Source organism: Paenibacillus sp. BK720 (genome assembly GCF_011761545.1).
Taxonomy (GTDB): Bacteria; Bacillota; Bacilli; order Paenibacillales; family Paenibacillaceae; genus Pristimantibacillus.
In genome coordinates this window covers 1102293-1128354 of record NZ_JAASRQ010000001.1, presented here as the reverse complement: position 1 = coordinate 1128354, position 26062 = coordinate 1102293, and the positions used below count along the sequence as shown (strand labels likewise).

At 50.7% G+C, this 26062-nt stretch carries 27 protein-coding genes; 8 read left to right on the top strand and 19 right to left on the bottom strand.

Annotated features, from left to right (window positions below; all coding sequences use genetic code 11):
- Positions 1-15: 15 nt before the first annotated feature.
- The 8 genes from FHT67_RS04905 to FHT67_RS04870 all read right to left on the bottom strand — a co-directional run bounded on the left by FHT67_RS04905 (position 16) and on the right by FHT67_RS04870 (position 7081).
- Positions 16-825: a metal ABC transporter permease gene (locus FHT67_RS04905; RefSeq protein WP_132304474.1), complete on the bottom strand. Its 810-nt coding sequence runs from the start codon at positions 823-825 to the stop codon at positions 16-18.
- Complete coding sequence (locus FHT67_RS04900; protein WP_132304472.1) at positions 809-1609, bottom strand: metal ABC transporter ATP-binding protein; 801 nt, start codon at positions 1607-1609, stop codon at positions 809-811. The genes FHT67_RS04905 and FHT67_RS04900 overlap by 17 nt, the downstream gene beginning before the upstream one ends.
- A 30-nt stretch (positions 1610-1639) precedes the next feature.
- Positions 1640-2596 (bottom strand): metal ABC transporter solute-binding protein, Zn/Mn family, encoded by a 957-nt coding sequence (locus FHT67_RS04895; RefSeq protein ID WP_167196149.1) that lies wholly within the window; start codon positions 2594-2596, stop codon positions 1640-1642.
- Positions 2597-2784: 188 nt separating this feature from the next.
- Positions 2785-4776: a methionine--tRNA ligase gene (metG, locus tag FHT67_RS04890; protein ID WP_167196146.1), complete on the bottom strand. Its 1992-nt coding sequence runs from the start codon at positions 4774-4776 to the stop codon at positions 2785-2787.
- A 378-nt stretch (positions 4777-5154) separates the two neighbouring features.
- The gene (gene yidD / locus FHT67_RS04885; RefSeq protein ID WP_132304466.1) at positions 5155-5430 is read right to left on the bottom strand and encodes a membrane protein insertion efficiency factor YidD; all 276 of its coding nucleotides are present in this window, start codon (positions 5428-5430) and stop codon (positions 5155-5157) included.
- Positions 5430-5867 carry a Fur family transcriptional regulator gene (locus FHT67_RS04880; protein ID WP_132304464.1) on the bottom strand — a complete coding sequence of 146 codons (438 nt, stop codon included), beginning with the start codon at positions 5865-5867 and terminating at the stop codon, positions 5430-5432. Before FHT67_RS04880 ends, yidD begins: the two co-directional genes overlap by 1 nt.
- 94 nt (positions 5868-5961) lie before the next feature.
- Positions 5962-6186: a hypothetical protein gene (locus FHT67_RS04875; protein WP_132304462.1), complete on the bottom strand. Its 225-nt coding sequence runs from the start codon at positions 6184-6186 to the stop codon at positions 5962-5964.
- Positions 6187-6595: 409 nt separating this feature from the next.
- Complete coding sequence (locus tag FHT67_RS04870) at positions 6596-7081, bottom strand: Hsp20/alpha crystallin family protein (RefSeq protein ID WP_208403111.1); 486 nt, start codon at positions 7079-7081, stop codon at positions 6596-6598.
- Between the two features lie 131 nt (positions 7082-7212).
- Between FHT67_RS04870 and FHT67_RS04865 the strand changes: the two genes are divergently transcribed.
- The 6 genes from FHT67_RS04865 to FHT67_RS04840 all read left to right on the top strand — a co-directional run bounded on the left by FHT67_RS04865 (position 7213) and on the right by FHT67_RS04840 (position 9253).
- On the top strand, positions 7213-7443 hold the full coding sequence (locus tag FHT67_RS04865) for a spore germination protein (RefSeq protein WP_132304458.1): 231 nt from the start codon (positions 7213-7215) through the stop codon (positions 7441-7443).
- Between the two features lie 3 nt (positions 7444-7446).
- Positions 7447-7650: a spore germination protein GerPB gene (locus FHT67_RS04860; protein ID WP_132304456.1), complete on the top strand. Its 204-nt coding sequence runs from the start codon at positions 7447-7449 to the stop codon at positions 7648-7650.
- Between the two features lie 20 nt (positions 7651-7670).
- Complete coding sequence (locus FHT67_RS04855; RefSeq protein WP_167196144.1) at positions 7671-8345, top strand: spore germination protein GerPC; 675 nt, start codon at positions 7671-7673, stop codon at positions 8343-8345.
- Between the two features lie 15 nt (positions 8346-8360).
- A complete protein-coding gene (locus FHT67_RS04850) occupies positions 8361-8582 on the top strand; it encodes a hypothetical protein (protein WP_132304452.1) in 222 nt (73 codons plus the stop codon).
- A 14-nt stretch (positions 8583-8596) separates the two neighbouring features.
- Positions 8597-9007, top strand: coding sequence for a spore germination protein GerPE (locus tag FHT67_RS04845; protein ID WP_167196141.1), 411 nt, complete (start codon positions 8597-8599; stop codon positions 9005-9007).
- A 114-nt stretch (positions 9008-9121) separates the two neighbouring features.
- On the top strand, positions 9122-9253 hold the full coding sequence (locus FHT67_RS04840; protein ID WP_132304448.1) for a sporulation protein YjcZ: 132 nt from the start codon (positions 9122-9124) through the stop codon (positions 9251-9253).
- 63 nt (positions 9254-9316) lie between these two features.
- Here FHT67_RS04840 and FHT67_RS04835 read toward each other — a convergent pair whose 3' ends face one another.
- Genes FHT67_RS04835 through glgB form a run of 5 tightly spaced genes read right to left on the bottom strand, consistent with a single transcriptional unit; the run spans position 9317 to position 16973 of the window.
- The gene (locus FHT67_RS04835; RefSeq protein WP_132304446.1) at positions 9317-11287 is read right to left on the bottom strand and encodes a glycoside hydrolase family 15 protein; all 1971 of its coding nucleotides are present in this window, start codon (positions 11285-11287) and stop codon (positions 9317-9319) included.
- Entirely contained in the window at positions 11269-12732 is a 1464-nt protein-coding gene (gene glgA, locus FHT67_RS04830; protein WP_167196138.1) for a glycogen synthase GlgA, read from the bottom strand. Before glgA ends, FHT67_RS04835 begins: the two co-directional genes overlap by 19 nt.
- Before the next feature lie 40 nt (positions 12733-12772).
- Complete coding sequence (gene glgD, locus FHT67_RS04825; protein ID WP_132304442.1) at positions 12773-13885, bottom strand: glucose-1-phosphate adenylyltransferase subunit GlgD; 1113 nt, start codon at positions 13883-13885, stop codon at positions 12773-12775.
- On the bottom strand, positions 13882-15051 hold the full coding sequence (locus FHT67_RS04820) for a glucose-1-phosphate adenylyltransferase (RefSeq protein WP_167196135.1): 1170 nt from the start codon (positions 15049-15051) through the stop codon (positions 13882-13884). Before FHT67_RS04820 ends, glgD begins: the two co-directional genes overlap by 4 nt.
- Positions 15030-16973 (bottom strand): 1,4-alpha-glucan branching protein GlgB, encoded by a 1944-nt coding sequence (glgB, locus tag FHT67_RS04815; RefSeq protein ID WP_167196133.1) that lies wholly within the window; start codon positions 16971-16973, stop codon positions 15030-15032. Before glgB ends, FHT67_RS04820 begins: the two co-directional genes overlap by 22 nt.
- A gap of 665 nt (positions 16974-17638) precedes the next feature.
- On the opposite strand from glgB, the gene FHT67_RS04810 reads away from it, so the two are divergent.
- On the top strand, positions 17639-18217 hold the full coding sequence (locus FHT67_RS04810; RefSeq protein ID WP_132304434.1) for a helix-turn-helix domain-containing protein: 579 nt from the start codon (positions 17639-17641) through the stop codon (positions 18215-18217).
- Positions 18218-18225: 8 nt separating this feature from the next.
- Here FHT67_RS04810 and helD read toward each other — a convergent pair whose 3' ends face one another.
- The gene (helD, locus tag FHT67_RS04805) at positions 18226-20550 is read right to left on the bottom strand and encodes an RNA polymerase recycling motor HelD (RefSeq protein WP_167196130.1); all 2325 of its coding nucleotides are present in this window, start codon (positions 20548-20550) and stop codon (positions 18226-18228) included.
- Between the two features lie 338 nt (positions 20551-20888).
- On the opposite strand from helD, the gene FHT67_RS04800 reads away from it, so the two are divergent.
- Positions 20889-21581, top strand: a complete 693-nt coding sequence (locus FHT67_RS04800) for a queuosine precursor transporter (RefSeq protein WP_132304430.1) — start codon at positions 20889-20891, stop codon at positions 21579-21581.
- 42 nt (positions 21582-21623) lie between these two features.
- Here the strand turns inward: FHT67_RS04800 and FHT67_RS04795 are convergent, their stop codons facing one another.
- The 5 genes from FHT67_RS04795 to FHT67_RS04775 form a co-directional block, all read right to left on the bottom strand.
- Positions 21624-23891 (bottom strand): alpha/beta hydrolase family protein, encoded by a 2268-nt coding sequence (locus FHT67_RS04795; RefSeq protein ID WP_167196127.1) that lies wholly within the window; start codon positions 23889-23891, stop codon positions 21624-21626.
- Positions 23876-24670 carry an ABC transporter ATP-binding protein gene (locus FHT67_RS04790; protein ID WP_167196124.1) on the bottom strand — a complete coding sequence of 265 codons (795 nt, stop codon included), beginning with the start codon at positions 24668-24670 and terminating at the stop codon, positions 23876-23878. Before FHT67_RS04790 ends, FHT67_RS04795 begins: the two co-directional genes overlap by 16 nt.
- 150 nt (positions 24671-24820) lie before the next feature.
- Positions 24821-25267, bottom strand: a complete 447-nt coding sequence (locus FHT67_RS04785; RefSeq protein ID WP_132304424.1) for a DUF4190 domain-containing protein — start codon at positions 25265-25267, stop codon at positions 24821-24823.
- Between the two features lie 6 nt (positions 25268-25273).
- Entirely contained in the window at positions 25274-25480 is a 207-nt protein-coding gene (locus FHT67_RS04780) for a DUF1540 domain-containing protein (protein ID WP_132304422.1), read from the bottom strand.
- A gap of 54 nt (positions 25481-25534) precedes the next feature.
- Positions 25535-26035: a YpuI family protein gene (locus FHT67_RS04775; RefSeq protein WP_132304420.1), complete on the bottom strand. Its 501-nt coding sequence runs from the start codon at positions 26033-26035 to the stop codon at positions 25535-25537.
- Between the last annotated feature and the right edge of the window lie 27 nt (positions 26036-26062).

The window sequence follows — 26062 nt, the reverse complement described above, 5'->3', positions numbered from 1 at the left end:
ACACCTCAGTCGAAGTTAACTTCCCATCTTCAAACCGCGCTTCAGCAGCAGAAGAACAAGCATAATCGCAATCAATAACAAAACGATCGTACCGCCCGGCGCAAGATTCCATACGCCTGCCAGCATCAGTCCGGCCACAACGGCCAGCTCCCCGATCACGACAACCGTAATGACGCTTTGGCGAAAGCTGCGGGCTATAATCAGGCTGCAGGCAGCCGGAATAGTAAGCAGTGCCGAAACAAGCAACGCTCCCACGATTTTAATAGACGCGCTAATGACAAGTGCAGTAAGCACGCTAATCATAACATTATAGAACCGAACGGGCAAGCCGCTAACCGCTGCCGCATCCTCGTCAAACGTAAGCAGGAACAGCTCCTTCAGCTGCGTGCGGATGGCTACCAATACCACAACCGTAACGACCGCAATCGTAATGAGGTCCACATTGTCGAGGGTAAAAATACTGCCGAACAAATAACCGTTCACATTAATATTAAAGCCCCTGCCCATCGTGAACAATATCGAAGCCAGCGCAACGCCGCCGGACATGATAATGGCAATGGACAATTCCGCGTACGTTTTGTACGTTTTCCGCAGCTTCTCGATAAAGAAGGAAGCAATAATCGCGAACACCAGGCCAACCGCTACCGGATATACGCCAATCAGGAATCCTAGGGCAACCCCCGCAATCGATACGTGGGACAATGTGTCGCCAATCATCGATAAGCGGCGCAGCACCAGAAAAATCCCCATAAGCGGTGCCGTTATCCCGATCAGTACGCCTCCGATTAACGCCCGCTGAAAAAACTCACTAGCCAAGATCTCCAACCGTAACGACCTCTCTCCTGCTCTCCATTTGTTGACGAAGCTCCTTCAAGCTATGCGTCAAATCGTTCTCTACGCAATTCTGCAGATCATGCGAATGCTTCTTGTAAAATTTCAGCTTGCCGCTCTCTGCAGCAGGCTGCTGGCCTAGATAAGACCGGATCATTTCCATGTCGTGCGATACCATTAGAAACGTAATGTTATGATGCTGGTGCATATGCTTGATCATATGGAAGAAGCCTTCCTGCGTCTCCGAATCGATGCCAACCGTTGGTTCATCCAAAATCAGAAGCGACGGATTGTTAATCAGGGCTCTTGCGAGAAATACCCGCTGCTGCTGTCCGCCGGACAGCTCTCCGATCCGCTTCATTGCCAGATCCTCTATATTCATCGCGTGAAGGGCATCCTCGCATTTCTTCTGATCGGCTTTCGTGATTTTGCGGAAAAGCTTATTCCGGCTGTACAGCCCCGACAATACAACCTCTCGCACGGTTGCCGGGAACAGCGGATTAAACGAATTTTTCTGCGGCACGTAACCGATCCGATCCCAGTCCTTGAACTGGGACACCGGCTGGCCGAACAGGCGAATCGTTCCGCTCTCCGGCTTCAGCAGCCCGACAATCATGCGAAGCAAGGTTGTTTTGCCAGCGCCGTTTGAGCCGATCAAACCTATGAAATCCCGTTCTTTTACCGAAAAATTAAGCCCTTTGTGAACCGCCTGGCTCTGATAGGAAAAAGATACGTTCTCGAGCGTTATTATATCTTGGTGACAACTCGCGTTTTGCATCGTTGCCCTCCTCTCTCCATACCCCTTGTATTATTCCTGTAATCCGGTCAATAAATGTTGCAGATTTTTCTCCATCAGGCTGAGATAATCCTCGCCGGCTTTTTCCTGCTTTGGCGTAAGACCCTCGATCGGATTAAGCACGAGCAGCTTCGTATGCGTTTCGCTTGCGATCGTTTTTGCCAGATCCGGCGATACCATCTCTTCGAAATAAATATATTTGATGCCCTCCGATTTCACAAACTTCGCAACCTTGAGCAAATCCTGGGCTCGCGGCTCGGCATCGGGAGACAGACCTGTTATCGCGATCTGCGTCAATCCATAGTCTCTGGCCAAATAACCAAAAGCCTGATGGGAGACTACAATCGATTTATGGGGCGCTGCCGCTAACTTAGACTCAAATTCCTCGTTCAGCGCTTCCAGCTTGCCTGCAAGCGCATCATAATTCGCCTCGAAATCTTCCTTGTGGGCAGGATCGGCCTGAATCAAGCTGTCCTTCACATTGGCCGCCATCACCATAGCAGACTTCGGACTCACCCAGGTATGCGGATCGACATCAAGCCCGTGGTCATGATCATGCTCGCCATGATCGTGGTCTTCCTCTTCTTCTTCGGGATTTCCATGTATAAGTTCAATTCCCTTGCTCATCTCGGCCGTGATCAGGCCGGTGTTCTTGGGCAGACCATTCAAAAAATCATCCGTCCAGCCTTCAAGGCCAGCCCCGTTATACAAGAACAGCTGCGCCTTCGAAGCGATGGTCAAATCTTGGCTCTTGGGCGTCCAGTCATGAGGCTCTACGCCGGCGGGAATAAGATTGACGACATTTACGCGGTCTCCGCCAATTTCCGATGCCAAATAATAGAGGGGATAAAAGCTGGTAACGACATTGGTCTTGCCTTCAACCAGCGTTTTATCCGAATTAGTCCCGCAAGCTGCCAAAAATACGATCATGGCAGACAGCAGCAAACTCATATGTTTTAAAGAGCGCATTCGTATAATCTCCATTTCGAAACTCTTTTTAGTAATCGTTACTATTACGTTCTAGATTATACGAGCGGGCTTACACCCTGTCAACCAAAAACTATTAACTACTATTTACAAGCCGGTACCCGTGCATACGTGATGACGAAAGAGAACCGCCTCGGACTGGATATCCGGGCGGTTCTCGATATTACGATTTACTTCACGACTGCGCCGTTTGGCATGTCATCCGGCACCGTTGCAAGCGTTAAATGATCGCCATGCGAAGCCGCGAGGATCATCCCTTGCGACAGCTCGCCGCGAAGCTTCACCGGCTTCAGGTTGGTTACGCAAATGACTTTGCGGCCAACCATCTGCTCCGGCGTGTAAAACTTAGCGATTCCGGATACCACCTGGCGCTGCTCATAGCCAAGATCAAGCTGCAGCTTGAGCAGCTTGTCGGCTTTTTGCACCGGCTCGGCTGCAATGACTTGAGCGACGCGAAGCTCAACCTTGCCGAACTCCTCAATGCCGATTTCTTCCTTCGCTTCAACCGCCGGCACGGCCGCTTGCGCCGCGTTGTCTGCCGCCGGCGCAGCCGCTTCGGTCTTAGCCGCGGCTCCGCCGCCCATGGCAGCAGCGATATAGGCTACTTCTTCGGCTACATCCAGACGAGGGAAGACAGGCGCTCCCTTGCTTACGCGCGTGCCGCCAGGCAGCTGTCCGAAGCGCTTGGTGCTGTCCCAAGCGGTCAATTCGCCTTCTTCCAGGCCAAGCTGGCGCCACAGCTCGCGAGGAGCGTGCGTCAGGTAAGGCTGAAGCAGGATCGAGATGATGCGGAGCGATTCCGCCAGATGATACATGACGGAAGCCAGTTCGTTCTTCTTCGCTTCGTCCTTCGCAAGCGCCCATGGAGACGTCTCGTCAATATATTTATTCGTACGGCTGACAAACTGCCAGATCGCCGACAGAGCAACGGAGAATTCCATCGTTTCCATAGACGCTTCAACCTGGCGTACGGTTTCTGCCGCAAGCACTTGCAGAGATTCGTCAAATGCCGTTACATTGCCGCCGTAAGCCGGAATTTCGCCATCGAAATATTTATCGATCATCGCTACCGTACGGTTGAGCAGGTTGCCAAGGTCGTTTGCCAGATCGAAGTTGATTCGGTCAACAAAGTTTTCCGGAGTGAATGTACCATCGGAACCAAACGGCACCTCGCGGAGCAGGTAGTAACGAACCGCGTCCAGGCCGTAACGGTCGATCAAGGTCACCGGGTCAACAACGTTCCCTTTCGACTTCGACATTTTGCCATCCTTCATCAACAGCCAGCCATGCGCGAACACCTTCTTCGGAAGCGGCAGTCCAAGGGCCATCAGCATGATTGGCCAATAGATCGTATGGAAACGCACGATTTCCTTGCCGACCAGATGAACGTCTGCGGGCCAGAAGCGGTCATACAAATCGCGGCTTCCTTCTTTGCCATAACCGAGAGCTGTGATGTAGTTCGACAATGCATCGATCCAGACATAGATGACATGCTTTGGATCTCCAGGGACTTTGATGCCCCAGTCGAAGGTTGTACGGGATACCGCAAGATCTTCCAGACCCGGCTTAATGAAGTTGTTGATCATTTCGTTCTTGCGCGATTCCGGTTGAATGAAATCCGGGTTCTCTTCGTAATGCTTCAGAAGGCGATCGGCGTATTTGCTCATCCGGAAGAAATAGCTTTCTTCCTTCACCAGCTCTACCGGACGTCCGCAGTCCGGACAGTTGCCGTTCACCAGCTGGCGCTCAAGGAAGAACGATTCGCATGGCGTACAATACCAGCCCTCGTATTCGCCTTTGTAAATATCGTCCTGCTTCAGCAATTGGGCGAAAATCTTCTCAACCGCTTCCTTATGGCGCGGCTCCGTCGTGCGAATGAAATCGTCGTTCGAAATTTCCAGCTTTGACCAGAGCTCTTTGATGCCAACCACGATATCATCGACAAACTGCTGCGGCGATTTGTTTTTGTCCTTGGCGTTGCGTTCGATTTTCTGGCCATGCTCGTCCGTGCCGGTCAAATACCAGACATCGTACCCCCGAAGACGTTTATAGCGCGCCATGGCATCGCCTGCTACCGTCGTATACGCATGTCCGATATGAAGCTTATCGCTCGGATAATAGATCGGCGTCGTCAGATAGAAGGTTTTTTTATCGTTACCCATTTGTCATTCCTCCGTTATGATCGTAATGAAGCGAGAGAACGCAAAAAACTCCCGTCCAACATGGGACGAGAGTTCAAGTTCACTCACGCGGTACCACCCAAATTCCCGCTGCGCTTTCATGATTCAACCTCCGCACAGCAGCTTCGTGTTGCCGCCATTCTGAGCGGCAGAGCCGTTAACGCCGGCTTTACGCGATTCCCTTACCTCTCATGCAGGCTCGGAAACAGATTCTCCGGGACCATCTTCCGATGTGTATCCATACCGGCTTCCAGCGTGTCGCCCGGCTCTCTGTCATGGCATCTTCATCGTACTTATCCGTTCATCGAATATAGGAAATATGCTTATATGACAAAATATAACCAATGGAGTGCTCCATTGTCAAGGAGCAGCCGTTCCGTCCGCATCGTTCTTCTGCTCGCCCGGGACAGGCGGAACGGGATCGTACCCCCCGGGATGGAACGGATGGCATCTGGCGATTCGCTTGGCGGCAAGCCATGAGCCTTTAACAGCTCCGTGCTTCTCAAGCGCCTCGAGGGCATACGCCGAACAAGTGGGATAATAACGGCAGGTCGGCGGCGTAAGCGGCGATATAACCTTCCGGTAAAAAAGGACCGGCGCCTTCATCACCCTTACGGCCGTTCGGCTGTGCGCCATCAGTTTGCCCCGGCTTCCGACTCTTCTTGAATGCAGTCTTTGCAGTAGCCGAATACTTCGAATTTATGCTTCACCACGCGGAAATCATCCGGCACGACCGTCTGCTCCATCGGACAGAACGTAATCGGGTACGTATGGCCGCATTGCAGACAAATCATATGATGGTGATGGTCGTTTTCCCTGCAATGAAGCTTGAATTTAACGCCATCCTCAAAGATAACCTGCTCGATAACCCCAAGCTCCTCCATCACGCGCAAATTGCGGTATACGGTATCAAAGCTCAGGCCCGAGTAGGACTTGCCCATATATTCGTAAACTTCCTTGGGTGCCAGGTAGCCCGGAGTCTCCGCAAATAATTTGGCCAGCGATTTGCGCTGGTCCGTAATGCGAAGTCCTTGTCCGGTCATTCTTTGTATAATTTCATCTATGGTATGCAATGGAAGGACCTCCGACAATAAAGTGTCTTTCTATTCATAATGCCGAAAAAAAAGACTCTCGTCAATGAGAGCCTCTCTTAAGACGCGGCTTGATTCATCCGTTCAGCCGCATGTTTATCAGAAAACTTGCACACATAGCCAGGAATAACACAATGCTTATGATCGACACCCATTTGCGTCTTGTTTTCGCCGCCGCGAGTCGTTCCCCGCCTGCGGGATCCAGGGCCGCTTCCGTAACGGATCGATGCATGAACAGCAAGGTAATGACCGATGCCACAAAAAACATATTAATAACAAACCAGATCGCCGTCCACATCATAACGGAAACCCTCCCTACTTATCTGCAGAAACCCGCTATACATACCATTTGTTCAATATAATCATTAAAACGATAAAGCTGACGACCGCTCCCGCAAAACAAACCCATCCGTAACGAAAGCGCTGCTGGAACATACGAAGAATGCCAAGACTCAATAATCCGAAAATGAGCAATAAGAAGACGACCCCGATAATAAATAATGATCTAGAGATGTCACTGACATCGACTAAAGTCACTGCATACACTCCCCTATGTAATAATGCAAGCACACAATTAGCATTATAAGGGATTGTCCCTTCATTCGCCAGCCGCAATCCGCAAGAAAAGGCGACAAGGTGAAACGGCTTTCACCGCTTAGCCATAATATCGTTTTCTCCCCAAAAGAAAACGACGGCCGCAAGGCCCTGGATTAGCGGCCTTTCAACCATCGTATATCCGTTTCATAATAAGTACCGGCCTTGGGTCTTTTGCGCAGCTTGACTTGCAAAATATAATTTTTCACAACCGCCTGGCAGATGGTCGGCTTCACAAGCTTAGGCAGTTTGATGATTTCCTTCTGCTGATTTGGAAGTCCTTCAATCCTTAATCGGTCATCGCGTACGTACAATCGAAGATTTTCCCGGCTTACCTCACGCGGAAGGTGGAACTTCACAAGTAAGTCCTGATGAGTTTCAAAGAATGAAAGCCCCTCGTTTTCATCCGCCTGATCCAAGATGGAATTTGCTGCCGATGGCAGTGATTTGGTCATCATCTTGCGGACGAATTTCTCCACCCAATCCGGCTCCTTCATCACATCGAAGCCCTTTGGAAGCCGCTGGCCGTCAAGCCATCTCTCGAGCTCATCCCATTTGTTCTCCACGATCCCGTTCACCTCCAAGCCGTTCCCTCTTAGCATATGCGAAGCTGGGTGGAGCGGCTACTTCCTTCCATGCGCTGGGCACTTATCCAGCGCGGGCGGCGGAACCTCTGGGCGTATGCCGCATACGATAATATACGAGACGCTTTAAGGGAAAAGGGTGAGTACGAATGCCTTCTATCGTTGGATTTGTAAAAGTCGTCAGCGTCGGCTCCAGTGCCGTCGTTCATTTCGGAGACGCGGTTCAAGTGTCGCCCTCCAGTCAGACGAAAACCTATGCTGGCTCCGGCTCGTTCCTGACGGGAAGCCTGGCAAATTCAAACAATGCGGTCAGCGCAACCAACACGCTTGATCCGGACGTTCAAGACAACTCCCAGAACAATCTGGAAACCGTGGTGTAACGCATGAACTGGACCATTTATCAGACGATCACCATACAGCAGCTTCGGGTAAACAGCGTATCGAACAGCTCCGTCTTGCAGGTCGGAAGCGCGGGATCGATCCGATCTTTATCCCAAATGTACAATTCGGGCGGATTTACGGGACCCGCTCCGCAGCTAGGGGAAGAAAGCCCGCTGTCGCTGGTCCCGCTTCCCGATCCCGCTTAATATGAGAGGAGGCTTATATCATGCAGCAGCAGCCGCCCGGCAATGGGCTGTCTCCATGGCAAGCCTGGTCGCTTGAGCTACAAGCCAAGCTAAGAGCGCAGCAGAGCCAGATCTATTCATTGGAGCAGCAACTCGCTGTTCTAAGCGAGCAGCTGAAGCAACTGGAGAACAAGCCAACCTATAATATCGAGAAGCTGGAATATCATTTTGACCAATTAAAGGTCGAGAAGCTTGAAGGTACGTTAAATATCGGAATGACGCCGCCCGGAATAACAGGCGGAGACGGGGATATCGATCAGCTGGCGGTTCCGCATAAGCCAAACGTTTATCCGGCGGCAGCCTCCGGCTTGACTCCGCCGTCCGAGCCTTATGCAGACGTACGGGCCGAGGTGGACCGATTTTTAAGCCAGCACGGTGCGCAAAGGCTTATCGCGCTCGAGACGGAATACGGAGTAGATCTTGATCCTTATCATCGCCGCATGGTTCTGGAGGATATCCGCAAGCAGCTCCCTTCCCGCATCCATTTCTATATGCAGCTGAAGCCGGGTGAGGCCGAGGCAGGAGCTGCAGGACAAGGACAAAATCCGCAAACCGAGCAGGAGAAGAAAGAAATGATATTATCCAAAACAATCAGAGACGCGGATGCCGCCATGCAAAAATATGTCCAGTCGCTAAAAAGCGGCAATGGCGCCTGACAGGAGAGGTAAGCGATGGTGAATTTCACGGTGCACAATTGCGGCTTGACCGTTGGGAACATTGAAATATTGGGTGTATCGGCGGCCTCGATGTTCCAGATCGGCGACTCCGACTATGTCACCTTGTATTCGATGTTTGATACGCCTCCCGAATCCGTCATTGCCGGCCCGCTAGCTCCGCTCCCCACACCGGAGGGCGAAGAGGAAGCGGTTGGCGAATCTCCGATGGCCGGCTAGGAGGAACCGTACGGATGGAAGCGTCTTATCCCATAAGGGTATCCCAGATTGGACTGGTGTCCGTCGTTGACGTTTCAATAGGTGCGATTATTCAGTTCGGGGACCGCGCCGTAGGCTCGCCTAAGCTGAATGCCCTTGCCGTTCAACGGGCAATCGATCACACGAGGGCGGGAAGCGTGTACTTCGAATCTTATCCGATATTCAACCGCCCGCTTCCCAAGCTAATCGACCCGGTAGCGGACTCCGGAGAGGATGTTCGCATCAACCGGGTAAACCACTGCCCGCGGATTAATGTAGGCTGCATAAGCGTGGTCGGCGTGGGCTCCACTTCAAGCCTGCTCGCGGGCAACGCGATGCGGACAACCGCGGAATCCAGGATCAAGCATATCCGGCAGTACGAAAAAACGCTGATTTCTATTCCCTAGGCGAATTCATCAAAACCATCTGCACAGGTACAAATGTCCAATTCCTCCCCCTTTCACGCTCATATATTGGTCTTGTGATCGGTAATCACAACAACGACTCGGGAGGAATGAACAATGGGTTACCCTGTAGCAGGAGCTAATATGGGCTATGGACCGGTTCAAGGAGTCTGGAACAATAGCGCTGCCTATATTCTTGTTTTATTCATATTGCTGGTTATCATTATCCGTACCTGCAGCTTCTTTTAAATAGCCGCTTCGGATCGCAACAAAGCCGCTTAGCTATATGCTAAGCGGCTTTTCTTCATGGCTTTACGGCTTTGCCCCCTGAAGCTCTTTGTATTTCGCGGCGTATTTGCTTACGCTTTGAACAAAGGTTGCATGAGACCAGGTCAGCGGCGCCACGGACAGCGGCGAACCGTCGAAAGGGTTAAGCTGCTCCGGCAGCAGCCCGCTCGATAATGCGTGGTCGACAACCCATTCCAGCGTCCTGAGCGGACCTTCCAGATCTGCCAGCGTAAGCGCGGATTCAATCTCGTAATTGGCCACCCACAGCGTACAGATGATCCACGGATTGCCCGGAACCTGGTCGATTTCTCCGGATTGCTGGAAGTAATAATCATTGGTATATCGGGCAATGCCGCCAATATGAGTCTTGACCCGGAGACCTTCCTTTATGGCATTCATCGTCTTCTGCACGCGTTCATCATGAACGGACAAGACGCCAAACTCCCATAATCCGAAGATACTGCTCTCCAGCGTCATATCCTTCACCCACCGGTTATCCCGTTGCACAAGCCCGCGGGCGAAACGTCCGGACTCTTCATCCCAGAGATGCGTTAATATTCCGGTCTTGACCGTATGGGCCATATTGCGGTAATGGTCGCTCCGCTCATAATCCCCAAACAGCTCGGTGAAGAAGGCGCCTGCCATTAGACCGGCATACACGGAAGCAGCCGTATAAGTCCAGATCCCGTACCGCTCCTCCCAAAGATCATAGCTTGGCTTCGGCAGCGACAGCTCCGGCTCGATGTATTCACTTAGGAAGGAGGCTGCCTTCCGGATCAAGCTGCTGTAGAGCGATTGGGGCAGCTCGATAACCTGATTACGCGAATAGTCCTGCCATAACGCGAACAGGACAAGCGCGGTTTCGTCTTCCTGGATCGGAATTCTCTGGCTCCCCTTCACAATATACGGATGCCAGCTGGAGCCTACCGTTCCGTCCGGATTGTACTTGTGATACAAATAGCCTTCCGGAGACAACGCGTTTGCGCAGAAATAAAAAAACGGAGTAATGACGCTCTGATATCCTGCCAGCGACATCGCCTCGGCGATTAGCGCGCCGTCACGCGGCCACATATAACTGTAATGATCCCGGTTATACTGCAAAATATCCGTATCATTCGCAGCCAAAATCGCACCGCGCTCATCGACCTGCGTACGGACAAGCAGCAGACTATGCTTAAACATCCGGGTGACCTCTTTGGGCAAATCCCCTAAATTGTCCTCGGAACGCTGCAGCCAATGCTTCCAGTAAATGACGATCCGGCTGAGCAGCTTCTCTGGATGATTATCCTTCACGTATTTATGAAGGGTTTTGACTTCCTCGAGATTTTTGCCGACGGACATCCAGTAATACAGCGTCTTCTCGCCGTTGCCAGGAACCATTGTGCGCAGACCAATCGTACTGTCAACCGAGCCTTGGGCAATCGTATTGCCCATCAGCACGCCGTCTTCCGCGTCGCGCCAGGTTCCCTCCGCGGAGTGAAACCTTTTAATGCCCGTTGAATACTGCATAATGCCGCCTTCATCCGTACAGCCGCTAAACATGAAGTAATTCGAGCGCTTATAGTGAAACATCGTATTGTTTTCCGGATAATAAGCGGCCGTATCTCCTACTTCCGAGCCTTCGATCATCAGATCCTGATGGAAGAAAAGCCGGGCTTCCCGGCTTTCGTTCCTCCTGTTGCGTACAACAACCCGTTTAATGTAGATGCATTCGCGCTGATGAATGCCATCGTTCATTTGCAGCTCTACGCCCAGTCCCTCATGCCTCGCGATAATGTTCGTCACAAGGGAATCCTCGATATAATTCAGCTCGAATGTCCATTCCTTCTCATCCAGCCAAGAAAATGCGCCTCCGATCCAGATCCCGAACCGGCAATAGTGACCGCCCACATGGTTTAGCTGTCCGACATACGGAAAATAAATATCCCGAATAAAACAATGTTGATCCAAATTGAGCAGCAGCTTACCATTGCCGATTACAAGGTGACGGGCCATCTTTCAGTCCCCTTTCGAGAAGCAAGAAGTTGATCGTACAAGGCTATATAAGCTTTTGCCGAGCGGCTCCAGCTGTAATCTTCCTTGCCGGCGTTTTCTACGATGCGGCGCCATACGGCATCATCGCGGTAGAAGTGAAGCGCCCTTCTCACCGTATACATGAAATCGTCCGCGTTATAATGCGTGAAGCTGAAGCCGTTGCCTTCCCCGGTCTCTTCATTATAGGAGAAGACCGTATCCTTTAGACCGCCGGTTTCCCGGACAACGGGAATGGAGCGGTAACGAAGAGCGAGCAGCTGGCTTAAGCCGCAAGGCTCAAAACGTGATGGCATGAGGAAAATATCCGAGCCTGCATAGATCCTTCTAGCCAGGCGGTCATTATAACCAAGCCATACCGCGGCTTTATTCGGATAACGGGCGACCAGCTGATTCATGGCATTCTCGTAATGCCAATCTCCCGCTCCCAGAACTACAAGCTGTACATCCTCCTGCATAAGCTCGTCAAGCTTCCAGGTAATGAGGTCCATCCCCTTCGACTCCACGAGACGGCTGATTATTCCGATCAGCGGGATATCTTCCGACTCGGGAAGACCAAGCTCCGCCTGCAAGCTCAGCTTGTTCTTCCGCTTGCGGGAAATAGAGGAACGGTAAGGCGTATGTAGGGCATCATCGTTCATCGGGTCGTATAAATCGATATCAATCCCGTTAATAATGCCTGCCAGATCGCCGGAGCGGCTGCGCAGCAGCCCGTCAAGCTTCTCGCCATGCTCCCAGCTCTGAATTTCCCGGGCGTAGGTTTCGCTGACCGTCGTAAGCTTGTCCCCATAGACAAGCCCCCCTTTCAGGCAGCTTGCGGCACCGTGGAACTCCAGCTTGTCGGCGGTGAACATCTCGTCTCCCGCTCCCAGAAGCTCCTTCAAGAGGTCAATGCCGAACAACCCTTGATACATCAGGTTATGGATCGTGAATACCGACTTCACGCCGTCCCAGGCTGGGTCATTCGCGTAACGGGTGCGGAGCAGGAACGGAATAAGTCCGGCCTGCCAATCATGGCAATGTACGATATCCGGCGTGTAATCCAGGTACCGCACAGCCTCCATAACCGCCACGGAATAGAAGACGAATCGCTCGGCATCGTCGTTATAGCCGTACAGGCCTCTGCGCCCGAAGTAGTATTCATTATCAAGCAAATAGAAAATCACACCGTCGATTTCCGCCCGGAACAATCCGCAATATTGGCTTCTCCAGCCAAAATTTACATAAAATTCAGCAATTCGCTCAAAATTCTGAATATAATAATCTGGGATCTCTTCATACTTGGGCATAATAATACGAACATCGGCTCCACGCTGCTTGAGCGCCTTCGGCAAAGCTCCTGCAACGTCAGCCAGTCCGCCCGATTTGGCGAGCGGAGTTGCTTCGGAAGCGGCCATTAATATATTCACGCCTGATCACCTCATACCCTATCCATAATTTAATTGCTATTTATATAATCTTACGCTTGCCTGCCAGAAACGGATTTTCGGAAGAACCGCGGATATCGCGGTCATACTGTACGCGCACATCCTTATCCAGAATGCAGTGCTGGACCAGACTGTTCTCGCCGATGTCGCCGTTTTGCATAATGATGCTGTTGCGGACAACGGCACCCTTGCGGACATGGACTCCGCGGAACAGAATGCTGTTTTCGACCGTTCCTTCTATACGGCAGCCATTAGCAATAAGGGAGTCGGTCACCTTGGATGTTCCCAGATAGCGGGCTGGAGGCTCATCTTTGCCTTTCGTGAAGACCGTCCCCGGCTGGAAGAACAACTCACGCCATACTTGGGGGCGAAGCAGGCTCATGTTGCTCTGGTAGAAGCTCGACAGAGTATTTACGATTGCCAGATAACCCTCATGCAAATAGCCGTAGACGCGAAGTTTATCGATTCTCGAGAAAATGGCGTGGCGGACCAGATGGTCCTGCCCTTGGGCAAGGGAAGTTTCGACAAGCTCCATTAGGAAATCCTTGCGCATCACGTACATTTCCATGGAACAGATATCGCTGTTCAATCTTCCGTAATGGTCCTGCATGGCCGTTATGCGGCCATCCCCATCCATCTTCATTTTGCGGGCCTTGCCTCCCATCAGATCGGCATCCCGCTTGCATACGATCGTAATATCCGCTTCGCGCTCCTTATGCGCTTCGATAATCGGTTCGAAATCAATATTGCAAACCATATGACTGCGGGCAATCACGACATATTCCAGCGTAGAACGGTTGAAATAATCGCGGTGCTGGTAGAAATGATATAAGTCCCCGCGGCTGATTTCCTGAATGTCGTCCGTTGCCGGAGGAAGCAGGAACAAGCCGCTCTGACGGTTATTTAAGTCCCAATGGTCGCCGGAACCAACGTGATCCATTAGGGAACGGTATTTCGTATGTGCGAATACGGCTACTTTATTGATTCCGGAGTTCACCATGCTTGACAGGATGAAATCGATAAGCCGGTATCTTGCGCCAAACGGCACGGTTGCCAGGCAGCGGTTCTGCGTCAGCCGCTCCATATCATCGTTTTCGTGAATCAGATTTATGACGCCCATAACTTGATGTTTCATGACGGCTCCACCTCCAGCAGCATCGGTTCATTGGATACAAACTCGCCTACGGCAACAACGGTAATCGCATCATCATCTGGACTGCCGATGCATACGCCGTCTTCAATTACAGCACCTTCACCAATTATCGCCCGGTAGATGCGGGCTCCTTCGCCAATTTTCACATTCGGCATAATGACCGATTGGCTAACGACACTGTTTTTGCCCGTCGTAACGCCAAAGAACAAAACGGAACGTTCGACATCGCCTTCCACAATGCAGCCTTCCGTCACCATGGAGGAGGATACGCTCGCCCCGCAAGCGACGTATTGGGCAGGACGATTCGGACTGACGGAGAAAATGCGCCAATCTCTATCGGCCAGATCCAGCGAAGGCTTATCGTCGAGCAAATCCATATTGGCTTCCCATAAGCTTTCGATCGTGCCGACATCCTTCCAGTAACCGCGGAAAGCGTAAGCGCTCAGATGCAATCCGTCTCTCATCATCGACGGAATAACGTCCTTGCCGAAGTCGTGACTGGAATTGCGGCTGGCTTCATCGTAAATCAAATACTTCTTCAACACCGACCAGGTGAAAATGTACACGCCCATCGAAGCGATATTGCTGGTCGGGTTTTTAGGCTTTTCCTCGAAAGCCGTAATCCGGTCTTCGTCATCGACGTGCATAACGCCAAAACGGCTTGCTTCCTTCCACGGCACCTCAATGCCGGCAATCGTAATATCCGCCCCGCTTTTCTTGTGATGCTGCAGCATCAAATCGTAATCCATTTTATAAATATGGTCACCCGAGATGACCAGAACATAGGTTGGGTCGTAGCGTTCAATAAACGCCATGTTTTGATAAATCGCATTTGCCGTGCCTTTATACCAGACTCCGCCTTTTTGTTTCACGTATGGAGGCAGAATGGCCATGCCGCCATCCCTGCGGTCCAGCCCCCATGGGCTTCCGATGCCCAAATACCGGTTCAATTCAAGCGGCTGGTATTGCGTAAGAACGCCAACCGTGTCGATGCCAGAATGCGTGCAGTTGCTCAAAGTAAAATCAATAATGCGGTACTTTCCCCCGAAATAGACCGCCGGCTTCGCCAAATCCTTTGTGAGAACCCCCAGTCGCTTGCCTTCTCCTCCCGCAAGCAGCATTGCAATCATTTCCTTTTTTCGACCCATGACACCAACCCCTTCTTAATGTGGTCTCCGCCCGCAAAGCTGAATAATTGGAAGGATAATGGGGGGAGATTGATGGAAATGCTTTGGTTATAGCCGTGCCAGCTCACTTTCTCGCTGTCATGCTTCTGAATACACTGTGAATCGGAACCTCCGAACTGTACCTCATTGCTGTTTAGGATCATGCGATAACAGCCCGGCTGCGGCACGCCTAATCGATAATGGGTATAACCGTTTCTGGAGAAGTTGGCAACCGTAACAGTGAAGCCCTGCTTGCCATAACGAATGAAAGATATGATCGATTGTTCGGCATTATTCACATCAATCCATTGAAAAGCGTAAGCGTCTTGATCTCTTTCCCATAGGGACGGTTCATGGGTATAAACATGGTTCAAAGCCTTGACATAGTCGTGCATTTTTCCGTGCAGCTCGTAATCGAGCAGCATCCAGTCAAGCGGTTCGCGGTCCTTCCATTCGTCGAATTGTCCCCATTCGCTGCCCATAAACAGCAGCTTCTTGCCCGGATGAGCGATCCAATAGCCGTATAACAAACGCAATTGAGCAAATTTCTCCTCATAGGAGCCCGGCATTTTGTTCAGCAAGGAACGCTTGCCGTGTACAACCTCGTCATGCGAGAACGGTAAAACGTAATTTTCAGAGAAAGCGTACAAAAGTGAGAAAGTAAGTAAGTGGTGGTGGTGTGTGCGGTCGGCAGGATCCATCGACATGTATTTGAGCACGTCGTTCATCCAGCCCATATTCCATTTAAAGTTAAATCCCAGCCCGCCTAAGTATGTAGGTGAGGTGACTGCAGGCCAAGCGGAAGAATCTTCTGCGATCATTAGTGCGTCTGGGTAGTAGTGAAATACGGTTTCGTTAAGCCGTTTCATGAAGCGGAGAGCGTCTAGATTGTCAGTTCCGCCATACTCGTTCCAGGTGAAGAGCTCGGGCGGTTTATCCATGTGGAGATTGATCATGCTGGCGACGGCATCAATCCGAAGACCGTCGAAGTGGAACATTTCCATCCAGTAGATGGCATTGGAGACGAGGAAGCTGATCACTTCGTTTCGTTTGAAGTCGAAGGCCAGTGTTCCCCATAAAGGCTTTTCGGCAAGCCGCTCATCGTTTCCTTCAAAGATCGGAGTACCGTCAAAGCGGCGCAATCCGTGATCATCCTTGCAAAAATGTCCGGGAACCCAGTCCAGAATAACGCCAATGCCGTACGCGTGGCAGCGGTCAATAAATTTCATTAGCTGCTTCGGCTTGCCGTAACGGCTGGAAGGCGCATAATAACCGGTGACCTGATAACCCCAGGATTGGTCAAAAGGATGTTCGTTGATTGGCATCAGCTCGATGTGGGTATATCCCATCTTGGCAACGTAAGGAACAAGCTGATCGGCAAGTTCTTCATAGGTGAGGAAGTTCTCCTCCCCTTTCAGCTGCCAGGAGCCGGCGTGCACTTCATAAAGCATTAGCGGATTGGAGTATGCCGGCCGCTTGTGCCGAGATTCCATCCATTTCTTATCCCGCCATGGGAATCCGTATAGATCAGACACTACGGAGGCGGTTTGAGGACGCCTTTCGGCGAGGAAAGCGTAAGGATCCGCCTTGAGCAGCCGCTGTCCTGTTGAGGTCACGATCTCGTACTTGTAAACAGCGCCTTCGCCAAGTCCCGGTACGAAGTGAACCCAGACTCCTGTCGAAGACACGCGCTCCATTAACGAACCGGAACCATCCCAGTTGTTATGCTGGCCAACAAGCCGAACCTCCCTGGCGTGCGGAGCCCACACTGCAAACCTGACGCCATCTTTACCGTCCCAGTCCATGACATGCGCCCCCATGAACCGGTAACTGTGGTGAGAGCAGCCTTTGTTGAACAGATACAAATCGCTCAGCAGAAGGCCGTATGGTGCCGTTTGAATCATTTCCGACAATCGCCTCCATTTGGTTAGAATGGTACCGTAGCGTTAAAGGATTCATTTTCTGGTAAATAGGGAGTTACCTTCATTATACATATTTTCATGAAAATAAACACCCCATTTTCAGAAAATGGATGTGACATTACCTTACATCATTTTGTTTATTTTTCTTTAAAACGCGATTGATGTAATAATGCTTGACACAAAGTCCTTTCGATACGGCTTGACTTGTACAATTGATCCAGCTGCAATTGACCAGTTTCTTTGTCCTGCGGGGCATGACGGTATTAGGATCGCCATGCCTCATCAGTCGTTGATGGTGCATGGAGCACAGGTCTCTTGCCTTGATCGGTTTGGAGCAATTATCGATCCCGCATGTTTTCATGTTGACTGTTTTCCCCCTATGTTTCAAACCTGCGTTTTCTTATATTACCCGAGAACATAGATTCATACAAAACTCGCTGTTAGCTTAACACTCTACCTTTTTGTCATAGAAATGCCAGCTTCCGCATGATTGAACCGTTTCATGCCAGCAAGTTTAATTTATTAAACCAAACTGCATTTATTCTTGACGATTTTGTTAAATATAGTAAAGCTATTGTATAGTACAAGCGTAAAGCTTATACTCGATTTTGTGCATTGGCGCGCTTGGAATTAAGGGAGGAGCAGCTTTGACAGCATTTTATCAAATCTTCCAAATACTTGATCAGCCTATGACGCTTGTCCGAGTATCGAAGGCAGAAACAACGATTCACGAAACGAATGAAGCCTTCTGCAGGCTTTCCGGATATACACAAGAGCAGCTGAAGGGAATGTCCCTTGAGCTGCTAATTGCGAACTATTTGCCATGCGACATCAGCCTGCATTTTACGCAGGAGACCGTCCTGACATCCGCCAAGCAAGAAGAAATTGCGGTGCATCTGGAATTCCGGGCTTTAACCGTATCCGATCAGGATGACGCCAGATATGCGCTGATCATCTACGAGGATAAGAGCGGATACGCGCACGAAGAGCCTTTAACGGCAATTAAGCAAGTCTACGACTCTTCCAAACGGCTTAAGATGTGGATGGCCAAACGGGATATCAGCGCCAACCAGATGGCTGCCGCAACGAACATTTCCTTGCAGACCATCTCCAAGCTGCGAAATGGACATATACAAAAGCCCAACCGGTTAACGGCTGAGCTTATCGCAGGAGAGCTGCAGGTAGCAGTCAGCGATATCTGGCCGGAAGTCCGCAACGGCCGGTAATCGCTGACTTATTTTTTAAGCAAAGCTTGCGTCAAGAATGGCGTCGGTTCCGAGAGGTAGTAGAGATGCAGCTCATGCATGGCTCGCGTGCATGCCGTATAGAATAGCTTGCGCTCACTCTCTCTGCCGTAAACGCTGCTTGAAGCGTTGTACAGAATAACGGCATCAAACTCCACGCCTTTAGCCAAATAAGACGGAATAACGACGGTACCGTTCTCGAAGGTTACCGTCTCTTTTTCGATCAGCCGCATTCCGGGACAATTCGGTTCCAATGCCTCGTAAGCCATCCTGCTTTCCCCTGCCGTCTTGCAAATGACCGCAATCGAATTCGCGCCTTCTTCTCGCAGAAGTCGGATACGCTCCGAAATCATCCCGTGCAGCTCCGATTCGTCCGAAGCAACCGATACCGTCGGCTCATCGCCGTTGCGATTAAACGGCACGATTCGACTTCCGCCTTCAATCATCCTGCTCGTAAATTCGACAATCGGCTTTGTCGAACGATAGCTGCGGGTCAGTACTATGGTCTCAGTCTCTTCCTTGCTGTACAGCTCTCCAAGCGGATCAAATCCGTTCCCCAAAGCGGCATGCGCAAAGATTGACTGGTTCAGGTCGCCAAGCGCCGTCATTTTCGCCATGGGGAAAACTCTTTTTAAATAGTAGAACTGGAACGGCGAGTAGTCCTGCGCTTCATCGATAAACAGATGCCTTACCGATGTATTGGTTTGGAAGCCTTCAATTAAATCCTTCATATATAAGTAAGGCGTTGCGTCTTCGTAGGTAAGTATTCCACGGTTAAGCGTGTCTACGGTAAGCTTGCGGATCGCTTCCCAATCATTCCGACTTTCTTCGACAAGCCAAGGAGCGTGCTCGCTCTCATACATTCGCAGGTATAAAGTCTGCGTGTCGACAAATCTTAGCTTCTTCACGCGGCTCCGCAAACGTTTGAATCTTTCCTGGACGATCATGGTAGCCAGTACGTCTTTTTCGCGGTCAAAATCATCAAAGGAGTCCGAGGTATAACGTTCCATGCGGCTCAATTCGTTAAACGCATGGATGTAGGCCTCTTTGTCCAGCAGCTCCATTTCGTCTTCCACCCACTGCTTCTTCCGTTCCGCCTTGCTTAGCCGGGTCAGCTCCTTCAGCAGCCAGTCAGCCGTCATCTTGAACCGGTTCGGAATCGTGAAACTTTTGTCCAAGCTGTAAAAATGCTCTTCAATAGCTTCCGCGGCAATCAGCTTCCGTCCCCGGAATTTGATGGCTTTAAATAATAAACCGGATTCTCCAAGCGTATCTACATAACGCTCAATCACCTTCATAAAGGATGCGCCCGACTTATGCCGAATGGAGGCGATCCGCGTCTCGTAATCCGGATCATCCATGCTTCCAAGCGTATATTCCATCTGAGCAAACGGGTCCTCCAGCGCAAACGATTGCCCAATACGGTGTTCGAGGTATTGCTGGTAGGTTGTCTGCTGCATATTCTGTTCGCCAAGCTCGGGAAGAACCGTGGCGACATAACTATTAAACATCGGATTCGGGGAAAACAAGACGATTTGATCCGCTTGCAGCGATCCCCGGTAACGGTATAACAGGTAGGCTACGCGCTGAAGCGCCGCCGAGGTTTTGCCGCTTCCGGCTGCCCCTTGAACGATCAGCAGTCTTGCCCGTTCATTGCGGATGATCTGATTTTGTTCCCGTTGAATCGTGGCTACAATACTTTTCATCTGGGCATCCGAATGCTTGCCGAGCACCTCCTGCAGCAGCTCGTCTCCAATGGTTACGCCGGTATCGAACATTCCGGAAATTTGCCCGCGGCGAATGACATATTGGCGTTTAAGCGTCATCCGGCCCTCTATCGATCCGGCAGGCGTAACATAGTGGGCCGGACCCGGAGAATAATCATAGTAGAGACTCGAAACCGGCGCACGCCAGTCGTAAATCAAATAATTCGAACCGCTCTCATCCAGCAGGGAGCCTACGCCAAGGTAAATTTGCTCTTCCTCCGCACTGCCATTCTCTATAAAATCGACCCGCCCGAAGTAAGGGCTCTGCTCCAGCTTTCTAAGCAGCTTAACCTGCTCCGATGCATGTCTATGGCTATGCTCCCGCTCCGCAAGAACCTCTGCCTGCTGCTTCAGGCTCGCGGCGGATTCCGCCGCTTCAGCCGCATCCTCGAAATTCAGCGTAACGTCGTCCCAGAAATTTTTGCGGATATCCACGATATCTTCCCGCATACCGCTGGAGCTTTGCAGCAGCTTGCCTAGCTGCCCGCGAATCAGCCGCATCACGCGGTCTATCCGCATCTGCTCCTCTATGCGCTGCTCGTCCTGCATGATTAATCCTCTCCTTCAAGCGTAGTTACGCGTATAACGGTAAAAAGTTCGTTTATCATTGTAGCAAAATCTGCCTGCCAAGGTGAAGCGGCTGTTCCATCCTTAGGCGAGAGAGCGCGTTTCAATCCGGAGAATTCAAGCCCTGTTTATAAGAAAAAACTTATAAACGCTTGAATTCAAGGTGAAGCGGCTGTCCATCCTTCGGTCAGACCGTATTGATCCCTTGATAACAAGCGATTATAATATCAAAGGCAGAAAATCCATCATACACCTTGCGATGCCCTGCTGCAAGTACCGTGCATCGCATACTTTCATATGGAGACCTACAGGGAGGCAATATGTTTAATTTGTGGTTTGGCGCGCTATTTATGCTCGTCCATTTTACCTTATTTCTGATCTCTTACCGGTTGTTCGGCCGCGTGGGAGTCTACGCCTGGATCGGCATGGCAACCGTACTGGCGAATGTGCAAGTCGTCAAAACCGTCGAAATGCCCTTCGATATCGTCATTACGCTTGGCAACACGATGTACGGCACCATCTACCTGGCATCCGATCTGCTCAACGAGAAATATGGCGAGCGTGCCGCCAAAAGAGCAGTATGGTTCGGCTTCTTTACGCTGATTGCCTCAACCATCATTATGCAGATGGCGCTTGTCTTTAACCCGGACAGCTCCGAGCTTGCCCATGACACCAATGATGCCCTGCACATGATATTTGGGCTAATGCCGCAAATTGCGCTCGGAAGCTTATGCGCGTATTTCGTAAGCCAATTTCTCGACGTGAAGATCTATTCCGTACTAAAACGGGTATTCCCTGCTCCGGGACAGCTTTGGATCCGCAATAACGGCAGTACGGTGATCAGCCAATTCGTTGATACCCTTATCTTCTGCACCATTGCATTTGCCGGAACGCTGGAAGGAAGCGTATGGCTTTCGGTCTTCCTCTCGACCTATGTCATTAAATTTATCGTATCTCTTTTCTCCACTCCTTTCCTTTACGCAGCAAGGCGGCTTACTTTCAAAGAAGATTAACTTGTTAAAAAGGCTCCCCGGCGGGAGCCTTTTCTCGTGAATTCAATTGGACAAACCGATATCATCAAGCATGATTTTTCCAGGACCGCCAATAAAGCGGAATGTGATCCGGCTGATCGATAAGTCCTTGCGATCCACGGCTTCAGCAAAGTCGCCGAGCGGCATGCGGAATGTCTGGAATACCGATTCCGTGTCATGCTTGTACTTCCCGCCTTTAATTGTCTTCTCAAGTAAGGGAATGATGGTGTATGTCGTAACGAATGGCTGCTGAACCGGCATATACGCATTCAGAGGAAGAATAATCGTATCTCCTTCCGTTGACATCAACTCAATCTGAATCTGCGGAATGGAATCCTGATGGTCCGGGTCAAGCTGCGAAGCCAGATTGGCTAGAGAGAAGGTGAACATCTGATTATTGTCGGCCGCGCTTCCAAGCGGGAATGGCTCCGCTAAGGATAAGGTATAAGAGCTGTCCTCCAGCCATTCGACCTGCGCACCCACCGTTCCTTTATTATTGTGATCCCGATCCTTCACGTCCAGCTCATCCCAGGACTTCAGGTTATACCCTTCCAGCTTGCCGCCTTTCGGCAGCGTTGTTTTGTTTCGGTCCTCGTCGTACCGGGCAATCCTATCAAAGCTCGAGTCCTCGTACCTGGATACGTAAGCCGTGGAATCCGGCAGCCAATCGAGGCCCGTGCGGTAGTCCTGCAGCAACGGGATATATTCTTCCCGATGGTTCAGCGTCGACTCCAAGAACGCGGATACATAGACCTTGGCAGCCTGCTGCTGCTCCGCCGTCTCCATCATTCCTCGCTGGCTTAGAATTAAGCCGCCAGGCGGACGCTCGTCCATCGTTCCCCACTCGGTATTAAACCGGCTGTGATTCGCTTCGGACAAATACACGGACGCTTTCATGTAACCGGAACCCTTTGTAAAGCTAGTCCGGATATATTGCCGGTCTCCGTAAAAGTCGTTCACGTCTCCGTCACGCGCCCCTTGCAAGACCAGATAATTGACGTCGGTCAGGTTAGCCGACTTGTTATCGATGGCTTTATCCGTTGGGGCTAGAGCAATTACCGTCCGGATGTGAACCTGATGCTTATCGAGACTGTCCAGCGTCCGGTCGCCCGCGAACCAGGCATCCCGGTCGGCTGCCATTGCTACAGCCTGGCCGCCGCGGGAATGTCCGATAAGCGCGATATTCGTGAAATCCACTTTATTGTAAAAAGCGCTATCCGATTTCTCGCTAAACGTTTGAATTTGTTGAATATGCTTAAGCAGCATCCATGCTCTGACTTTAAAATCATTATCCGGGATACCCGACCAAGTCGAGTAATTCAAGAAATTCTCGTCTACCGAGACGGCGATATACCCGCGGCTGGCAAGCAGCTTGCCCAAATAATCATAGCCTGCATCCGAGAAATCCTCCATCAGGTGATTGCCATGAACCATCAGCACGAGAGGAAAAGGACCCTCCCCATCGGGCATCCATACCCGCCCGTTCAGCGGCAGCTTCTCCTCGTCAAAGCCCCAGAACCTTTCCTTCATCCAATACCAGTTTTTGATATATTCGGAAGCATTCACGGATGCGGAGATCAGCTCAGCGCCTTTACCATACTCCTTGCGCTGCTTGTCGGTTCCGCTGCCGTAAGTAAAGAAACGATAGCCGAAGCTGCCAGGCTCACCAGGGTTATCGGCGTCGATAACCGCCACGCCGGAACCTCCCGTCTCCTCCGCTCCCGCGAATACGGCAGCCGCATGCCCGCCGCCAAAAGGCTCTTTAATCCATATATATACGCCGGATACCGTAACAGCGGCAATCACAACGCCGGAAATCAGCCGTATGCGGCTTCTGCTGAACCAGCCAAGCAGTATTCCGACAACAGCGCCTATTACGGTATAGATTCCGGCGCAAACGATCGAATTTATTATTTCAAAATCCGAATAATACAAAATATAATAACACTCGAAGCCGACATAAAGCAGAAAGCCGGCGAATAAACGCGGTACCGGCACATACATTAGCGACAAGATAATGGCTATAAGCTGAGAAGCGATCAACAAGGCTAATGCATTGGCAAGCACAAATGCCCCAATGTCGATTGCCGCGCCAAAGCCGGTCGGCATGCCTAAAGCGACGGTTATAATTGCCGCGGAGCCAAACATCAGAAGACCTGCTGCACCGGAACGCCAAAGCGAACTATCGTATTCAAGCCGGATCCCTATTCGTGCACGAAGCCAGTTCAGAAACCTTTTTCTTCGCGGTTCGGGATTCGGCCGGAACTGCGGCTGAACTAATTCGAGTTCCATAGCGACTCCGATTGTTTGACGAACAGCCAGTTCCGGCCGTCACGGCGTTCGATTTCTACCGGAACATCAAAGAAACGGCTCATTCGCTCTGAGGTTAAAACCTCGTTGGTAACCCCCGCGGCAAATACTTCGCCTTGCTTAATCAACAGCGTGTGAGTGAAGCAAGGCAGAATTTCTTCCACATGATGCGTGACGTATATAATAGTGGGTCCGTCTTTTGCCACCTTATGAATCATCGACAAAAGCTGCTCTCTCGCAAAAACGTCAAGACCCGTGCATGGCTCGTCAAGGATAAGAAGCTTAGGCTTTGCCATTAACGCTCTTGCAATCAAGACGCGCTGCCGTTCGCCTTGCGACATCGTATCATAGGTGCGTTCGGCCAAATAGGCACAGCCCAGACTCGTCAGCAGGGCAAGCGCCTGGTCCCGGTCCTCTTCATTGGTATGATCGTAAAGACCAATCGTAGCAAACTTGCCGCTTAATACGATATTGATGGCATTTTCGCTGCCGTACAGCTTTTGCTGAAGCGAGGTGCTTACCCAACCGATGCTTTTGCGCAGCTCGCGCAAGTCGTATTCCCCGAATTTTTTGCCAAGGACCGAAAGCTGTCCGCTGGTTGGCCAAATATAGCCGTTTATCATATTGAGCAGCGTTGTTTTCCCGGATCCGTTCAAGCCAAGCAAACACCAATGCTCATTAGGCTGAACTTTCCAATTGATATCATGAAGGACCTGCTTGTCCCCGCGTTCCCAGTTAGCGTGCTGAATATCAATAATCATTGGTTGTTCCCCTCCCATACATCTATAAATTATAGGTAAAATCGGGCAGAGCGGCAATCCAAACTTATTGACAGTCCATTAATACTTTTCCGTATGTAACATGGATATTCATGAAAAAGCCCCGGCCAGTTGCTGGCCGAGGCTTTTTCTTCAAGTAACCGCGTAATAAAAAGGAACAATAACTAATGAAAGCAATACAGCGATTAGACCAATCGCCATCGCCCAGCCGCCGAGCGCCCTTGCTCCCTGACGGTAAGCAATAAAGCCCAGCACGGCAGAAGTGATTCCCAGCACCACCGGCCACAGGAACCAGGATGCTGCCGCAAATACAAGCGCTACCCATCCAAGGGCTGTTCCCCCGGATTCCACCGCATCCGCCGCTTCTTCGATTTTTTGTTCCCTCGGTACATAGGAGACTGGGCTGTCAACAGCGAAGTCCGCTGCCATTTCTTCGTGGACGTTGCCCACGTTATTTTCATTCGCCCATTCTTCCACTTTACCGCCATTTAAATCCGGCATTGCGTTAGGGGCAGAGACTTCGTATTGCGGATAATCGTTTTTGTGACGATCCGTGATTTTTACGCCTCGTTGATCCATTTCCCATCACTCCTTCGGCTTAAAAGTGTGACAGCAAGTAGCAGGTGATGTAGTTGCTTGATCCTGATGATAAAGCCCAAGATCGTCAGCTCCGAATTCTTCGTTAAAGTCGGCATGCTGGTCGATTTCAACGGAAATGGCATCAGCGCCGCAATTGTTGCCTTCTTTCCAGAAGGTACAATTGGATACGCTGCAGGTTACACCTTTCGGCATAAAAAAATCACCTCCGATATCAAGTTTCCCTGATCGAAAGTGATTCATTCCGTCCTATTTTTGCCCCTGCATACGGCGCTGGGTCATGTAATCATTCTCGTAGTACGCCAGCTCGTCGCGGAGCTCTTCGTAAATTTTGGATACGCTGAGAACGATGTCGCGCGCTTCGCGCACCGGCTTGAAGCGGAAGCGGATGGCATCTTGTCCGGTATAAGCATAACGGCCGTCTTCCGAATAACATTCATTCTTCGGATAGAAGAAGGCGTTCACGCACTGATGGTAAACATCGTATAAGGCGCGTTCAGCAAAATCGTTATCGAAATTTGGCCGTCTGAGCAGTACTCCGAGTTTCTCGACAGAGACTTCAGAGAAGACCAACAGATGTCTCAAATCGGACAAGAGGCCTTTGTAAAACGTTTGTGCTTCATCTCCGGTTTCTTCGCCGATTAATTGGTTCAGCGAATACTGGTTAAGAAACGTTTCCAATTGATTAATTGCATCTTTTAACTTTGTACGCGATGTTTCACTAAGCGATTTCGCATTGGTCGATGGCATAGGTAGTTCCCCTTTCTTCTACTACAA

Coding starts and splice junctions, on each gene's coding strand:
- FHT67_RS04900 (WP_132304472.1), bottom strand. CDS start 1,609: ATGCAAAACGCGAGTTGTCACCAAGATATAATAACGCTCGAGAACGTA.
- FHT67_RS04895 (WP_167196149.1), bottom strand. CDS start 2,596: ATGCGCTCTTTAAAACATATGAGTTTGCTGCTGTCTGCCATGATCGTA.
- metG (WP_167196146.1), bottom strand. CDS start 4,776: ATGGGTAACGATAAAAAAACCTTCTATCTGACGACGCCGATCTATTAT.
- yidD (WP_132304466.1), bottom strand. CDS start 5,430: ATGGCGCACAGCCGAACGGCCGTAAGGGTGATGAAGGCGCCGGTCCTT.
- FHT67_RS04875 (WP_132304462.1), bottom strand. CDS start 6,186: ATGATGTGGACGGCGATCTGGTTTGTTATTAATATGTTTTTTGTGGCA.
- FHT67_RS04870 (WP_208403111.1), bottom strand. CDS start 7,081: ATGCTAAGAGGGAACGGCTTGGAGGTGAACGGGATCGTGGAGAACAAA.
- FHT67_RS04865 (WP_132304458.1), top strand. CDS start 7,213: ATGCCTTCTATCGTTGGATTTGTAAAAGTCGTCAGCGTCGGCTCCAGT.
- FHT67_RS04860 (WP_132304456.1), top strand. CDS start 7,447: ATGAACTGGACCATTTATCAGACGATCACCATACAGCAGCTTCGGGTA.
- FHT67_RS04855 (WP_167196144.1), top strand. CDS start 7,671: ATGCAGCAGCAGCCGCCCGGCAATGGGCTGTCTCCATGGCAAGCCTGG.
- FHT67_RS04850 (WP_132304452.1), top strand. CDS start 8,361: ATGGTGAATTTCACGGTGCACAATTGCGGCTTGACCGTTGGGAACATT.
- FHT67_RS04845 (WP_167196141.1), top strand. CDS start 8,597: ATGGAAGCGTCTTATCCCATAAGGGTATCCCAGATTGGACTGGTGTCC.
- FHT67_RS04840 (WP_132304448.1), top strand. CDS start 9,122: ATGGGTTACCCTGTAGCAGGAGCTAATATGGGCTATGGACCGGTTCAA.
- FHT67_RS04835 (WP_132304446.1), bottom strand. CDS start 11,287: ATGGCCCGTCACCTTGTAATCGGCAATGGTAAGCTGCTGCTCAATTTG.
- glgD (WP_132304442.1), bottom strand. CDS start 13,885: ATGAAACATCAAGTTATGGGCGTCATAAATCTGATTCACGAAAACGAT.
- FHT67_RS04820 (WP_167196135.1), bottom strand. CDS start 15,051: ATGGGTCGAAAAAAGGAAATGATTGCAATGCTGCTTGCGGGAGGAGAA.
- glgB (WP_167196133.1), bottom strand. CDS start 16,973: ATGATTCAAACGGCACCATACGGCCTTCTGCTGAGCGATTTGTATCTG.
- helD (WP_167196130.1), bottom strand. CDS start 20,550: ATGCAGGACGAGCAGCGCATAGAGGAGCAGATGCGGATAGACCGCGTG.
- FHT67_RS04800 (WP_132304430.1), top strand. CDS start 20,889: ATGTTTAATTTGTGGTTTGGCGCGCTATTTATGCTCGTCCATTTTACC.
- FHT67_RS04795 (WP_167196127.1), bottom strand. CDS start 23,891: ATGGAACTCGAATTAGTTCAGCCGCAGTTCCGGCCGAATCCCGAACCG.
- FHT67_RS04790 (WP_167196124.1), bottom strand. CDS start 24,670: ATGATTATTGATATTCAGCACGCTAACTGGGAACGCGGGGACAAGCAG.
- FHT67_RS04785 (WP_132304424.1), bottom strand. CDS start 25,267: ATGGATCAACGAGGCGTAAAAATCACGGATCGTCACAAAAACGATTAT.
- FHT67_RS04780 (WP_132304422.1), bottom strand. CDS start 25,480: ATGCCGAAAGGTGTAACCTGCAGCGTATCCAATTGTACCTTCTGGAAA.
- FHT67_RS04775 (WP_132304420.1), bottom strand. CDS start 26,035: ATGCCATCGACCAATGCGAAATCGCTTAGTGAAACATCGCGTACAAAG.